This window comes from Mesorhizobium sp. GW821-FHT07A06 (assembly GCF_059419085.1).
The window spans coordinates 868,039-881,553 of the sequence record NZ_JBWKRC010000002.1; the positions used below are offsets into that span (position 1 = coordinate 868,039).

General features: G+C 66.2%; 12 protein-coding genes. 5 read left to right on the forward strand and 7 right to left on the reverse strand.

Annotated elements, in window-relative coordinates:
• Positions 1–25: 25 nt before the first annotated feature.
• Positions 26–1,093: a helix-turn-helix domain-containing protein gene (locus AC07SZ_RS09685; RefSeq protein WP_172372914.1), complete on the reverse strand. Its 1,068-nt coding sequence runs from the start codon at positions 1,091–1,093 to the stop codon at positions 26–28.
• Between the two features lie 334 nt (positions 1,094–1,427).
• Between AC07SZ_RS09685 and AC07SZ_RS09690 the strand changes: the two genes are divergently transcribed.
• From AC07SZ_RS09690 to AC07SZ_RS09700, 3 genes are read left to right on the forward strand one after another with little or no spacing between them, the layout of a single operon-like run.
• The gene (locus AC07SZ_RS09690) at positions 1,428–5,555 is read left to right on the forward strand and encodes a Pls/PosA family non-ribosomal peptide synthetase (RefSeq protein ID WP_494914061.1); all 4,128 of its coding nucleotides are present in this window, start codon (positions 1,428–1,430) and stop codon (positions 5,553–5,555) included.
• A 25-nt stretch (positions 5,556–5,580) separates the two neighbouring features.
• Complete coding sequence (locus AC07SZ_RS09695) at positions 5,581–6,063, forward strand: GNAT family N-acetyltransferase (RefSeq protein ID WP_494914062.1); 483 nt, start codon at positions 5,581–5,583, stop codon at positions 6,061–6,063.
• Positions 6,060–6,719 (forward strand): 4'-phosphopantetheinyl transferase family protein, encoded by a 660-nt coding sequence (locus AC07SZ_RS09700; RefSeq protein WP_494914063.1) that lies wholly within the window; start codon positions 6,060–6,062, stop codon positions 6,717–6,719. Before AC07SZ_RS09695 ends, AC07SZ_RS09700 begins: the two co-directional genes overlap by 4 nt.
• Before the next feature lie 8 nt (positions 6,720–6,727).
• On the opposite strand, the gene AC07SZ_RS09705 is transcribed toward AC07SZ_RS09700, so the two are convergent.
• The 3 genes from AC07SZ_RS09705 to AC07SZ_RS09715 form a co-directional block, all read right to left on the reverse strand.
• Positions 6,728–7,828: a KamA family radical SAM protein gene (locus tag AC07SZ_RS09705; RefSeq protein WP_494914064.1), complete on the reverse strand. Its 1,101-nt coding sequence runs from the start codon at positions 7,826–7,828 to the stop codon at positions 6,728–6,730.
• A gap of 115 nt (positions 7,829–7,943) precedes the next feature.
• Complete coding sequence (locus AC07SZ_RS09710; protein ID WP_172372906.1) at positions 7,944–8,840, reverse strand: NmrA family NAD(P)-binding protein; 897 nt, start codon at positions 8,838–8,840, stop codon at positions 7,944–7,946.
• Entirely contained in the window at positions 8,837–9,034 is a 198-nt protein-coding gene (locus AC07SZ_RS09715) for a YjiS-like domain-containing protein (RefSeq protein WP_081294865.1), read from the reverse strand. The genes AC07SZ_RS09710 and AC07SZ_RS09715 overlap by 4 nt, the downstream gene beginning before the upstream one ends.
• A gap of 216 nt (positions 9,035–9,250) precedes the next feature.
• Between AC07SZ_RS09715 and gcvA the strand changes: the two genes are divergently transcribed.
• Positions 9,251–10,162 (forward strand): transcriptional regulator GcvA, encoded by a 912-nt coding sequence (gene gcvA, locus AC07SZ_RS09720; protein ID WP_056571208.1) that lies wholly within the window; start codon positions 9,251–9,253, stop codon positions 10,160–10,162.
• A 472-nt stretch (positions 10,163–10,634) separates the two neighbouring features.
• Here the strand turns inward: gcvA and AC07SZ_RS09725 are convergent, their stop codons facing one another.
• From AC07SZ_RS09725 to AC07SZ_RS09735, 3 genes are read right to left on the reverse strand one after another with little or no spacing between them, the layout of a single operon-like run.
• A complete protein-coding gene (locus tag AC07SZ_RS09725; RefSeq protein ID WP_065005305.1) occupies positions 10,635–10,847 on the reverse strand; it encodes a tautomerase family protein in 213 nt (70 codons plus the stop codon).
• A 30-nt stretch (positions 10,848–10,877) separates the two neighbouring features.
• Complete coding sequence (locus tag AC07SZ_RS09730; protein WP_494914065.1) at positions 10,878–11,771, reverse strand: SDR family oxidoreductase; 894 nt, start codon at positions 11,769–11,771, stop codon at positions 10,878–10,880.
• A 7-nt stretch (positions 11,772–11,778) separates the two neighbouring features.
• Positions 11,779–12,516 (reverse strand): SDR family oxidoreductase, encoded by a 738-nt coding sequence (locus tag AC07SZ_RS09735; protein ID WP_494914066.1) that lies wholly within the window; start codon positions 12,514–12,516, stop codon positions 11,779–11,781.
• A gap of 103 nt (positions 12,517–12,619) precedes the next feature.
• Between AC07SZ_RS09735 and AC07SZ_RS09740 the strand changes: the two genes are divergently transcribed.
• Positions 12,620–13,513, forward strand: coding sequence for a LysR family transcriptional regulator (locus AC07SZ_RS09740; RefSeq protein WP_065005302.1), 894 nt, complete (start codon positions 12,620–12,622; stop codon positions 13,511–13,513).
• Positions 13,514–13,515: the final 2 nt, after the last annotated feature.

Genomic DNA, 13,515 nt, shown 5'->3' on the forward strand with positions numbered 1-13,515 from the left:
ATCGGATTGCCGGCCGGCGAGGCTCCTAGCGGAGGTCGCGGATCCAGCGCCATAGGGTGCGGTCCGCGCCATGCCCGGCTGGCAGGCCGCGCCCCTGCGCGGCGAGCGCCCGCATCTCGCGTGGCGTCATGTCGAAGCAACGCCGGAAGGCACGGACAAAACTCTTGCGGTGGCCGAAGCCGTGGCGGTCGGCGATCTCGCCGATGGCTTCGTGCTGGCGGGCGGGATCGACGAGCTCGGCGCGGCAGCGGCGCAGCCTTTCCTCCTGGATGTATCGGGAAAGGCCGCCATACGGCTCGAACAGGTAATAGAGCTTGCGCGTCGAAATGCCGAACAGCGCGGCTATCGTCGCGGCCGTGAGGTCGCGGCTGCCGACATGCCTGTCGATGTGGCGGCGGATTTCGCCGGCCAGCGCCAGTTGCACCGAAGCGGCGTTTTCCTCCGCCACGGCCGAATTGATGGCCGCCGCGGCAAGATCCAGCGTCGGCCTGGTCACCGCCTCGGCATCCTCGCCGCTCATGGCCGGCGCTGCCGCGTAGAGGCCGAGGAGATGGCCCCGCAACAGTGCCGTCAAAGGGGCATTGCCCGGGATGACGCGCAGATTGTGCTCGTCCGGCGCCTTCAGGAGCGGCGCCAGCAGGCGGCGCGGCATGGTCAGGTTGAGGCTGTCGATGCCGGATGTCCCCGTCGACTGGGCCTGCGCCAGGTCGGAGACGATCAGGTCGCCCGGGCAGGCCTTTTCATCCGGCCCGCCGTCGCGCCGGCCGTGGCTGCCCCGCAGGCAGACCTGCACGGTGATCTGGTCGAGACCGTCGCGGCCGATGCGGGCGCGCGAACGGTCGAAGGTCTGCGCGACGCATCGGTACGAACTGAGTGCGATTTCGCCGAAATGAAACGCTTCGGCATGGACATGGAACCGGTCGTCGCCGCCATTGCGCAGGCGAACGTCATAGAAGAAACCCATGTTCTCCCGCCACAGCGCGACCGCGTCCCTGGGCGCCAGGCCCGCCGTGTCCAGCACCGAACGCGGCACCCCGCGTCCCACGGGAGCCCTCCCCGGCACCACGTCCTGACCGTTGCCTCCCGCTGCCATCCGCCACGATCCTGAAAGCCGCGAACCACCCAGCATAGGCATGGATGGCGGGCCGCGACAACACCGGCCTTGCATGGCAGCCGAGGCCGGCTCCTCCAGCCCGCAATATCTCGCTCAGACACAATTCAGAAACAAGTTTCAACACTTCGGAAAAACTGGCGAAAAGATCGGATGCCATAACCATCCCGCGGGGGACTGCCGGGATTCCTTTTCGGAAGCTTCGGGTCCGCCACCAACAAGGGCCAAATCGCAGCGGCGGCACAGCCGAAAATGCCGGATCGAACGGCGGTATGAACAGCCGGGCGATGCGCGGCCAGGACGAGAGAGTTTGGAAATGGATCACGGTGTCGATATCGCCGCACTCGACAGGGACACGGCAAGACCGGACGGAGCGCCCGAAGCCGGCGTCGCGAGCTTCGATGCGCTCATAAGAAGTGCCCAGCGGTCCGCGGCCACGCACGGCCAGGTTCTGACCGGCGCGGACTTCGCCCGGGCAGGCCGGCCCGATGAGCGGCTGGACGCGGTCTTCGAGGAGCTCGCCGAGACATTCGCAGCCTTGCCGGCGGTGATCTCCGAGGGACGTGTCTGGACGTATCAGGAGCTCGACAAGCGCGCCAACCAGTTCGCCCGCCTGCTCGTCAAGCGCGGCGTTCGGCCGGGCGACCGGATCGGGCTTATCCTCGACCGGTCGGCGGAGACCTATGTCGCGGTGCTCGCGGTGGTGAAGGCGGGTGCCGCCTTCGTGCCGCTGGCCACCGCCTTTCCGCAAGAGCGCATGGCGCTGATCATCGACGACGCCAGTGTCAGCCTGATCGTCACCATCGCCACCTATGCGTCGCGCGCCGACCAGTTGCCGGTTCCCCACGTGCTGATCGACAGCGCCGCCGCCGAGATCTCCAGACAGTCCGACGCGCCGCTGAAGCTGCACAGGGCGCCGGCCTCCGTCGCGGTCGAAGACATCTGCTACATCCTCTACACCTCGGGCACGACAGGCAGGCCGAAGGGCGTGGCCGTCCGGCACCAGAGCTTCGTCAACTTCATCCGGGTAGCCGCCGCATCCTATGGCTACCGGCCGGGCGACCGCGTCTACCAGGGCATGACCATCGCCTTCGACTTTTCCTCCGAGGAGATCTGGGTGCCGTTCGTCGCCGGTGCGACGGTGGTGCCCGCGCCCGGCCAGATGCCGCTCGTCGGCGAGGAACTCGCCGATTTCCTGCGGCATCACGACATCACCTGCATGGCCTGCAGCCCGACCCTGCTGTCGTCCATGGCCAGCGACGTGCCCAGCCTGCGCACGCTCCTGGTCGGCGGCGAGGCCTGCCCGCACAATCTGGTGGTGCGCTGGTCGAAGCCCGGGCGGCAGATCCTCAACACCTACGGCCCGACAGAGGCGACCGTCACCGCGACCATGGGCGCGCTGACGCCGGACAAGCCCGTCACCATCGGCGCGCCGCTGCCCACCTATTCCATCGTCATTCTCGATCCTTCGCTGCCGGAACTGGCCGAGCCTGGCGAACTGGGCGAGATCGGCATCGCCGGCATCGGGCTCGCGGTCGGCTATCTCAACCGGCAAGACCTCACCGAACAGAAATTCATCCCCGACTTCATCGGCCTGCCGAACAACCCGTCGAAGCGCATCTACCGCACGGGCGACCTTGGCCGGATCAACGCCGATGGCGAGATCGAGTATAACGGGCGCATCGACACCCAGGTGAAGATCCGCGGCTATCGCATCGAGCTCGGCGAGATCGAGGCGGTGCTGCTGGACCAGCCTGCCATCGCGCAGGCCGCCGTCACCACCTGGGAGATCGAGCCCGGCCGTGTCGAGCTCGTCGCCTATTACGCGCCCAAGGCCGGAGCATCGGCGATCTCGCGCGCCGATCTCGCCCAGACGATGAAGCGGCGCCTGCCGGACTACATGGTGCCCTCCTATCTGGAGGAACTGCCGGCTATCCCGATGACCGTCTCCAACAAGGTGGATCTTCGCCAGTTGCCGAAGCCGACCAGCGTCCGGCTTTCCGCCGACCGTGAGATGGTCGCGCCCGGCAATGACGACGAGCGCTTCCTGGCCGACGCGCTGGCCGCCGTGTTGAAATTCGACGCGGTCTCGGTCGAGGACAATTTCTTCGACGATCTCGGCGCGAACTCGCTGCTGATGGCTCATTTCTGCGCCCGCGTTCGCACCCGCAAGGAATGGGCGACGACGTCCATGCGCGACATCTATCTCTATCCGACGGTTGCGCGCCTGGCCAAGCACCTCGCCATGGCGGAGGAGATGACGACGGCCACCTTCGAGCCCGTCCTCACCCGCCGGGCCTCGAACCTTGTCTACTGGACCTGCGGAGCGGGCCAGCTTTCGTTCTACCTTGTCTACAGCTATGTCGCGCTGTGGGTCCTCGACCACGGCCTCGACTGGGTCTATGACGCGCTCGACGAGCCGCTGCAGCTTTACATCAGGTGCGTGGCGCTCTCCGCCGGCGTGTTCTTCGGCATGTCGGGCTTTGCCGTTGCCGCGAAATGGCTGCTTGTCGGCCGCTGGAAGGCCGAGGCATTTCCCATCTGGGGCCTGCGCTACTATCGCTTCTGGGTCGTCAAGACGCTGATCCGCACTGCGCCCGTCGTGCTGTTCCGCGGCAGCCCGCTCTACAGCATCTATCTCCGGCTTCTCGGCACCAAGCTCGGCCACAACGCCGTCATCGAATCCAAATCCGTGCCGGTCTGCACGGACCTGATTTCGATCGGCGCCAACACCATCCTGCGCAAGGAATCGATGATCCTCGGCTATCGCGCCCAGTCCGGCTATATCCACACCGGGCCGCTGACCATCGGTCGCGACGCCTTCGTCGGCGTCGGCTCCACGCTCGACATCGACACCTCGATCGGCGACGGCGGCCAGCTCGGCCATTCGTCCTCGCTGCAGAGCGGGCAAAGCATTCCCGACGGCGAGCACTGGCACGGATCGCCGGCCGTGCCGACCACGGCGGACTATTGCAAGGTGCGCAACGCGAACCCTTACGAGGTCCGGCGTTTCCTCTATGAAGCCGTCCAGCTGGTGCTGCTGTTCGCGGTCATCACCCCGCTGCCGCTCCTGTTCCACAGCTATTGGGAATATGTCGGCGACGACTATCAGGAGACGATCGGCCTTGTCGCGATCGGCACCACGGTCACGCTGTTCGGCTATATCGCCGTGGCCTTTCTCGCCGCCACGGTGGTGCCGCGCGTTTTCAGCCTGATCCTGAAGCCGGGCCGCACCTATACGCTCTATGGCTTCCGCTACTGGCTGCAGACCGTCTCGGAATTCTCGAGCAACTCGCGGGTGCTGGGGCTGCTGTTCGGCGACAGCTCGGCCATCGTCCACTATATGAGCGCCATCGGCTGGAACCTCAACAAGGTGGTGCAGACCGGCTCCAATTTCGGCTCCAACCAGCAGCACGAAAACCCGCTTCTGTGCGAGATCGGCACCGAGACCATGGTGTCCGACGGGCTGTTCATGATCAATGTGCACAAATCCGCCTCGGCGTTCCGGCTGGAGCCGACACGCATTGGCGAGCGCAATTATCTCGGCAACAACATCTACTATCCGCCGGATGGCCGCACGGGCGACAACGTCCTGCTCGGCACCAAGGTGATGATCCCCATCGATGGCCCGGTGCGCGAGAATGTCGGGCTCCTGGGTTCGCCTGCCTTTGAAATCCCGCGCATGGTGAACCGCGACAAGGAACTCATCGCCGGCGTCGACGAGGCCGACCGGCGCCAGCGCATCCCGTTCAAGAACCGCCACAACCTGGTGACGATCCTTCTGTTCATTGCCACCCAATGGGTCATGCTGTTCGCCACGCTGGCGATCTGGGACCGCGCGCTGAACTACTACACCGAATGGAACGAGGTCGCCCTCTTCGTCGCCGTGATCCTGACCTCGGCGATCACCATTCCGTTCTACATTCTTGTGGAGCGGGCAAGCCTTGGCTTTGGCCGGCTGAAGCCGCGGATGACGACGATCTACGATGTCGACTTCTGGCGCCACGAACGCCATTGGAAGCTTGCCGATACACCGATCGTGCGCCTGTTCGCCGGCACGCCGTTCCGGCCGGTGATCCTGCGCATGCTGGGCGTCAAGGTCGGCAAGCGGGTCTATGACGGCGGCAGCAACCTGACCGAGCGTTCGCTGGTCGAGATCGGCGATGACGTCACGCTCAACGAGGGCTGCGTCATCCAGGCCCATTCGCTGGAAGAAGGCGCGTTCAAGTCGGACTTCATCCGCATCGGTGACGGTTGCACGCTCGGACCCTCCGCCTTTGTCCACTACGGCGTCGTCATGGGCAAGGGATCGATGGTCGATGCCGACTCCTTCGTGATGAAAGGCGAAGTGCTGGAGCCCAACTCGATCTGGCGCGGCAACCCGGCCAAGCTGCATCGTTTCGTCGAGCCGATCATGGATGACGGCTCCACGGCGTCATCCTGACGATCCCGAGAGCATCGGAGGTCACGTGACAGAGCGATCCGGAAGCACGCCCGACATCCGGATCGCGCCGCTTACCCCGGCCAATCGCGCCCTGGTGGCAGCACTGCGGCTGGCCCCCGACCAGATGGATTTCGTCGCGGGCAACGCGGCCTCGCTGCGCGAAGCCAGATCCGATCATGACGCGCGGCCGCGCGCGATCATGGCCCGGGATCGTGTTGTCGGGTTCCTGATGTACGAGGCGCCAAGCGATGACGACGAGGCGCGCATCTATCGGTTCATGATCGACCGCGCCAGCCAGGGCAAGGGCTACGGCAAGGCCGCGCTGCGCGAGGTGCTGCGCGAAATCGGCGGGCTCGGTCACATCAGGCACGTCTCCATCTGCTACGAGCCGGAGAATGAAGCGGCACGCCAGCTCTACCGTGCCGCCGGTTTCGTCGAAGAAGGGCTCGACGAGGATGGCGAAATGATCGCCGACCTCGCCCTGCCGGCATCGACGGGCGATCGATGACGCCCGCCGCGAATCCTTCGCCTCCGGATCTGCCCGAGGAAACCTCCCTGGCGCAGGCGCTGGCCGCCATCGCCCCGCATGGGGTCCGCACCGGATGCCGGCTCATACGCGAAGGCGACGAGACCCATCTTTTGCCCGAGGAGGCGCGTTCCATCCCCGCCCGCCAGCCGGCCATGCGACGTGCCAGCGGTGCGGCCCGCTGGATCGCGCACCGCCTGCTGGCCGACATCGGCATCAAGAACATCGCCATCCCGCGCGCGCCATCAGGTGCTCCGGTCTGGCCCCACGGGACAATTGGTTCGCTCGCTCATGACGACGACATGGCCGTGGCGGCGGTCGCGCGCATTGCCGATATGAGCTCGCTCGGTATCGACGTCGAGCCCGCGCTGCCCTTGCCCGATGACGTTTTCGCGCTCGTTGCAACCGGCGCGGACCGGATGGATACAGCCGACCAGCATCTTGCCGGCCGCATCCTCTTTGCCGCCAAGGAAGCGGTCTACAAGGCCGTCTATCCGCTGGACCACCAGGTGCTGGGCTACGAGGATATCACCGTCGACCTGAACACAGGCCGCGCGACGACAACGACCGGCCGCAGGGCCAACCTCGTCTACTGCATCGCCCCGCGCGTGGTCGTACTGGCGTTTATCGGGGAATAACGCATCGTCTATTCGGCCAGAATCTCGCGATAATCCCTCACCTGCCCATCCAGCCCGCGTATCCGCCAGCTCTCCCCGTCCCGCGCCTCGATGGAGCACGGCCCGAGCGGCACCTTGCCGCCGCCTTCCGGCAGGTCGAGCACGTAGACGGGATTGCAGATACCCGACAGCCGCGCCCTCAGCGCTTCCACCAGCGCCTGGCCCTCGGCGATCGTGGTGCGGCGGTGGGCCATGCCGCGCGCGAGATCGCCATGGTGCAGGTAATAGGGTTTTACCCCGAGCCGATACATCAGTTCACGGCAGAGCTCTTCCAGCACCTCGACGCTATCGTTGACGCCTTTCAGCAGAACACTCTGGTTGAGCAGCACGAAGCCGGCTTGCCGCATCGTCCGGCAGGCCGCCTCGGCGGCGTCGGTTATCTCGCGGGCATGGTTGAAATGGGTGACGACGGTGACCATCAGCCGGCCCTGCAGCGCTTCGACCAGGCCTGATGTGACGCGTGTCGGCAGCACCACCGGCACGCGTGTGTGGATGCGCAAGAGCCGCACATGAGGAATGGCCTCGATGCGCGCGAAGATTTCGGCCAGCGCCTTGTCCGGCAGCGACAGCGGATCGCCGCCGGTCAGGATCACCTCGCGGATTTCGGGATGCTCGGCGATATAGGCCAGCGCCGGCTCCAGCGCCTCGCGCGTGTAGCCGCGGCCGATCGAGGTCAGCGATTCCTTGCGGAAGCAGAAGCGGCAATAGACCGCGCACTGATAGGTTGGGAACAACAGCACCCGGTCGGCATGGCGATGCGTCAGCCTGGGCACCGGGCTGAAATCATGGTCGGCGATCGGATCGCCAAGCTCGCCCTCCGTTTCCACCAGTTCGCCGGGCGACGGGATGACCTGCGCGCGGATCGGGTCGGCCGGGTCGTTCCAGTCGATCAGGTCGAGATAGGCTTTCGGCGCACGCACCTTGTGCCGGCTGGCGGCCTCCTGCGCGGCTTGACGCTCGGCGGGCGACAGCGGCAGGCGGTCGAGATCGCGAACATGGCGCACGCCCTGGCGGACATCGTCCTGCCAGGCGGCGTCGAGGGCGCGGGTTGCGTCTTTGAGGTCAGTCATTGCAGGTCTCGGCTTTTCGCGCGGACCTATCGGCCGGATGGCCCGCGCGGTCAACCACCGTGGCAGCATCCATTGTCATGCACCGAGATCCGCCGACCCTTGCCGCGCAGCCGGCTCACCCAGTGCCCCCACCCCTGCCAGCCATCCCCACAAAAGCACTCTCAATCGTCTCGAACCTCAGTTCCGGATAAAGCGCCCCCGCCTCCGGAGTGCCCGTCTCAAGCGCGGTCTCACCGCGGATCCAGAACGCCCGCAGCAATCCAAGCCCTGGCGCCACCGCGATCATCGCCTCCAGTTCGTCAGCGCTCATGTTCACGATGCGCGGCGCGCGGCCGCTCACCCGGCGCCACAGGTCAATCATCGCGCCCTGCGTGATCCTGTTCCGCGCGATGCGGATTTCGCGGCGGACAGCATTGGGATCCTCCAGCGCGCGCATGGTGACGGCGGCGATATCCTTCTCGCTGACAAAGGTCGCCGGCACATGGCCGTCGCCATAGAGCGTCACCTCGTCCGGCGGCAGCGGTGTCGATCCGAAGCGCGTCAGGTCGCCCAGCGTCGCCACCCAGGTCGAGAAGAAACCGTTGGTGTAGATCACCGTATAGGGCAGGTCGGCCTCCCTGACCGCGTCGAACACGGCCCTCTTGATGTCAAGCGGTGCGATCGTGCCGGGTGCGGCGGCGGCAAAGTCGAGGCCGAAGCCGGCGGATGGCACGAAACGGGAGACGCCGACATCTTTCACGGCGCGCACCAGCGTCATCTCGCTGGCCGAACCGACATGCACCGAGCTGATGACGCGATCCGCCTTGCCGACGGCGCGCACGAGGCTGTCATAGTCGTCGAGATCGCCGACATGCACCGTGGCGCCCAATTCCTTGAGCGGGCGCATCCGCGCTTCGTTGGCTGAAGTGGCTGCCCGGACCAGGACATGCAGGCTGTCGCCATTGCGCGCGCTGGCCTTCGCCATCTCGCTGCCGAGAAGTCCCGTCGCGCCGATGATCAGGGTGCTGGTCATATCCCCCTCCCATTGCCCGGAATTCCATTACCAAGGACAGAGCCGTCCCAGTCGCGCTCGAAGCCGATGTCCCGCAAGCGGCGGTCGGAAAGTCGGGAAAGCCGGCGCAGCGTGCGCCGGCGCTCGAACGCTGCCGTGCTTCGCATGGCGAGGCCGCTCATCGCGGCGCCGATATATCCAAGGGTCGGACTCATTTTTCGTCTCCTGTGTTCGCTAGACGCAAGCGTGCCCGTGCCGCCCAATGGGCGAGCATGATGATCGCTCACATCAATGTCTGGTCTTCAGCGCATCGATGAACCGGAAAAGTCCGATATGGATGCGCGGTGCACGCTGAATATCCGCTATTTTCAGGCTGGACGACAAACGACTCTTTGTGCAGGATTTGTGAGCAATGCTCACAGGTTGAGATCATGCCGCGTCGACTGCCACCCCTGACCGCTCTGCCCGCCTTCGACGCGGCCGCGCGGCATTTGAGTTTCTCCAGGGCGGCGGAGGAACTCAACCTCACCCATGGCGCAATCAGCCGTGCCATCCGCAACATCGAGGATAGGCTGGGCATCCAGCTTTTCGACCGGGGGACGCGATCGGTGCGCCTGACCGCCGTGGGTGCTGCCTACGCCTTGGAAGTCGGCAAGGCGCTCGACCAGATCGCCGCCGCCACCATCGCCGCCACGCCCGACCGCTCGACGCGCATCCTGAGCGTCAGCACATCGGATGGCTTTGCCGGCCGCTGGCTGGTGCCGAGGCTGCACCGCTTCCATCGCGCCAATGCCGAGATCGACGTGCGGCTGGCGACCTCGGGCGTGCTGGCCGATTTCGTCAGCGACGGCATCGACATCGCCATCCGCTATGGCAAGGGCGGCTATACCGGCGTGACGGCGGAATTTCTCGCCGACGAAGAAGTCTTCCCCGTCTGCAGCCCGGAACTTCTGCAAGGCGAACATCCGCTGCGCCAGCCCGGAGATCTCCGGCATCACAAGCTGATCCATGACGCCTTTCGCATCGACTGGGCGACATGGCTGCAACAGGCCGGCGTCGAGGGCATCGACCCCAAACGCGGTGTGCGCTTCGATTCCGCCACCTTCGCCGTCGAGGCCGCCGTGCATGGCGAAGGCGTGCTGCTCGGCCGCAGCGCGCTGGTCTCGGCCGACCTCGCGTCAGGGCGGCTGGTGCGACCCTTCGGCCTCGCGCTGAAATCGGCGGCCAGCTACTACCTCGTCTATCCCGACGGCGCGCTGCGGCAGAAAAAGGTCAGGGCATTCCGCGATTGGCTGTTTGCCGAGGTGGCGGCTGACTGGGTTGGGATGCCCAAGGGCGGCTGAGGAAGGCTTGTGCCTATGCCGCTCTCGACCCCACCAACCCCAGCCGCGACAAGCTCTCGGCCGTTGCGACAATCGCCTCTTCGGCCGGGCGTGCAAGCAAGGCTTGCGGCGCCGCGCTGACCCCAACCCGGACCCTCGGCCATACCTCCCCACAAGGGGAGGTATGGAGCTCAGCTTTTCCGCATTTCCGGAAGAGCGCTATCTTGGAGGCCGGCAGGGCGCCTCCTCACCCTTCCCCTTGTGGGGAGGGTCGCTGCGAAGCAGTGGGGTTGGCGCGTCGCCGCAAAGAGCAAGCGAGACAGGTGGACAGCTCGGGGCTGTCCACCTGGCCCCCGCCTGGTGCATGCCGCCCCAAAGGGGGCATCGGTTTTCAGGGAACCGACATGCAGGCCCCGCGGACAGAGTGGACGCTGGCGTCCGCGGCGACCAGTCGTCATATGACGACTGGCGCATGCGGCAATGGCGCTCCCGCCTACTCCTTGGCGCGATAGGCGTCGGGCACGACGAACACTTCGTCGGCCCGGCCATAGCCGCCGTCGGCAACCTCTTCCACCAGCACCATCGTGGTGGGTCTGGCGACTTCGCCGAAGAAGTCGACGAACATGGCCGTGGTTCGGTGGATGAGGTCTTCCTTCTGCGCCCTGGAGAGTGCGGCCTGCGGTACCTTGATGTTGGCGAATGGCATGATCGTTTCCTTGCTTCTCGAGGTTGGATTTCAGGCTTTGGGATGGAGCAGGTCGGCAAGGCCGATCCGTTCCATGAGTTGCGCGCGCACGCGGTCGGCAACGCCGTTGACGATGGCAGCGCCATCATCGGAAGGGTCGATATGCACGCGCAACGGGCGGCTGCCGTGCGGCATCGCCACGAGGTCGACGATTGCCCGGGCGATCTCGGCCGGGTCGGCATCCACCGGCTCCAGGGACGCCAGCCCCTTCAGCACCTTCTGGTCGACATCGGCATAGGGACCGGCCCAGTAAGCGTCGGCGCGCTCGGTGTCGGCGGGTGCCGCCGCGTGATGAAAATGCTCCGTGCCCTTGGTGAAGGCGCCCGGCACCACGATCGTCGTTTCGATGCCGAAGCGGGCGAGTTCCAGCGCATAGCTCTGCGCCAGCGCGTCCATGCCGGCCTTGGCGGCGAAGTAAGGCGCCAGGAACGGCGGCGTGCCGCCGCGCGTGCTGCTCGAGCCGACCCAGATCATCTGGCCCCGGCCGAGAGAGCGCATATGCGGCAGGGTCGCACGGTTGACGCGCTGCGTGCCGACGACATTGACATCATAGAGCTGAGCCAGCTGTTCAGGCGAGAACGCCTCGGCCGGCCCGAACCCCATATGCCCGGCATTGTGGATCAGCACGTCAAGTTGGCCGGCCTCGCCCAGTATATGCCGGATCGCCGCTTGCGCCGAGGCATCCGAGGTGACGTCGAGCGCGACGGTCTTCAGCGCCACGCCCGCGTCACGAGCGAAGTTTTCCATCTCGGCTACCGCGGCGCCACGCGCCGAGGGGTCGCGCATCGAGGCATAGACAGTGTGGCCGGCCTTTGCGAGCGCCCGCGCGGTCATCGCGCCGAAGCCGCTGGAGGCGCCGGTGATCAGGATTGTCTTTTGCATCATGGCCTCCTCAGATCACGCCGCCATTGGCGCGGATGATTTGTCCGTTGACCCAGCCGCTATCCGGCCCGGCGAGGAACGAGACCACGCCGGCAATGTCGTCGGGCTGGCCGAGCCGGCCGAGCGGGATCATCTTGCCAATGGCCTCGATCTGCGCCGCGCTCTTGCCATCCGTGAACAGCGCGGTCTCGACCGGTCCGGGCGCCACGGCGTTGACGGTGACGCGGCGCGCGCCAAGCTCCTTGGCGAGGATATGCGTCATCGCTTCGACGGCCGCCTTGGTGGCGGCGTAGACGCCATAGCCCGGCTGGTAGAGGCCAACGACGCTGCTGGAGAAATTGACGATGCGGCCGCCGTCGCGAAGCCGCTTCGCGCCTTCGCGCATGCCACGGAACACGCCGCCGAGATTGATCGCGACCTGCGTGTCGAACGACGCATCATCGGTCGCCGCGATCGGCGACAGTCTCATGATGCCGGCATTGTTGACGAGGATGTCGACGCCGCCGAAGGCCTTCTCGCCGGCGTCGAAAAGTGTTGCGATGCCGATCGGGTCGGCGATGTCGGCCTGCACGGCGACCGCCTTGCCGCCATCGGCGTCGATCGCGCCGACAAGCGCTTCGGCCTCGGCGCGGCCCCGTGCATAGTTGACGACGACGGCGACGCCGTCGCGGGCGAGCCGCCGCGCGATCGCCGCACCGATGCCCTTGGAAGCGCCGGTCACGATCGCGGTTCTGGTTGGATTTGTCATGGAAGTCTCTCCGTATTGCTGGTGACACGGATATAGGCCAAGCCAGCTTCCGGATAATCAGCCGCCTCTTGACATCACTATTCGGAAACTGCGAACAAAGCCCATGGATCGTCTGGACACGATGCGGCTCTTCGTCCGCGTGCTGGAGCGGCGCAGCTTCACCGCCGCCGCCGCCGATCTCGGCCTGCCGCGCTCGACCGCGACGGAAGCGATCCGGCGGCTCGAGGAACATCTCGGCGCGCGGCTGCTGGAGCGCACGACACGCCAGGTGAACGCCACGCAGGATGGCGAGGCCTACTATCAACGTTGCCTCTCCATCCTGGCCGAGATCGAGGATGCCGAGGCCGCCTTCCGCAACGCCGAGCCCTTCGGCCTGCTGCGCATCGACGCCAGTACGCTGCTCACCCGCACCTTCCTGTTGCCGCGCCTGCCGGAGTTTTTGGCCCGCTATGCCAGGATCGACCTGCAGATCGGCCAGAGCGACCGGCTGGTCGATCTCGTGCGCGAGGGCGTCGACTGCGTCATCCGCGTCGGCGAGCCGCCCGACAGCGGCATGATCATGCGCCGGCTGGGGATGATCCGCGAGATCACCTGCGCCAGTCCCGCCTATCTCGAACGCCACGGCACACCCGCTTCCCCCGATGCGCTCGACGGCCACCAGGCGGTGGGCTTCGTTTCGTCGCGCACCGGCGAGGTGCTGCCCTTCGAGTTCACCGTCGGCGGCAAGACGCGCGAGGTTCGATTGCCGGGCCGCGTCGCCGCCAACAATTCCGACACCGCCGCCGACCTGGCGCGGCTTGGCCTCGGCCTCATCCAGGCGCCGCGCTATCGCTTCGAGAAGGAGCTTGCCGACGGCACGCTCATCGAGGTGCTGGCCGACTACCCGCCATCGCCGACGCCGCTCTCGGCACTCTACCCGCAAAACCGGCAGCTCTCGCCGCGCCTGCGCGTCTTCCTCGACTGGGCGGCCCGCATCTTCGCCGAGGCGAACTTGTAGGA

Coding starts and splice junctions, on each gene's coding strand:
- AC07SZ_RS09730 (WP_494914065.1), bottom strand. CDS start 11,771: ATGATGCAAAAGACAATCCTGATCACCGGCGCCTCCAGCGGCTTCGGC.
- AC07SZ_RS09700 (WP_494914063.1), top strand. CDS start 6,060: ATGACGCCCGCCGCGAATCCTTCGCCTCCGGATCTGCCCGAGGAAACC.
- AC07SZ_RS09705 (WP_494914064.1), bottom strand. CDS start 7,828: ATGACTGACCTCAAAGACGCAACCCGCGCCCTCGACGCCGCCTGGCAG.
- AC07SZ_RS09685 (WP_172372914.1), bottom strand. CDS start 1,093: ATGGCAGCGGGAGGCAACGGTCAGGACGTGGTGCCGGGGAGGGCTCCC.
- AC07SZ_RS09735 (WP_494914066.1), bottom strand. CDS start 12,516: ATGACAAATCCAACCAGAACCGCGATCGTGACCGGCGCTTCCAAGGGC.
- AC07SZ_RS09715 (WP_081294865.1), bottom strand. CDS start 9,034: ATGAGTCCGACCCTTGGATATATCGGCGCCGCGATGAGCGGCCTCGCC.
- AC07SZ_RS09690 (WP_494914061.1), top strand. CDS start 1,428: ATGGATCACGGTGTCGATATCGCCGCACTCGACAGGGACACGGCAAGA.
- AC07SZ_RS09710 (WP_172372906.1), bottom strand. CDS start 8,840: ATGACCAGCACCCTGATCATCGGCGCGACGGGACTTCTCGGCAGCGAG.
- AC07SZ_RS09725 (WP_065005305.1), bottom strand. CDS start 10,847: ATGCCATTCGCCAACATCAAGGTACCGCAGGCCGCACTCTCCAGGGCG.
- gcvA (WP_056571208.1), top strand. CDS start 9,251: ATGCCGCGTCGACTGCCACCCCTGACCGCTCTGCCCGCCTTCGACGCG.
- AC07SZ_RS09740 (WP_065005302.1), top strand. CDS start 12,620: ATGGATCGTCTGGACACGATGCGGCTCTTCGTCCGCGTGCTGGAGCGG.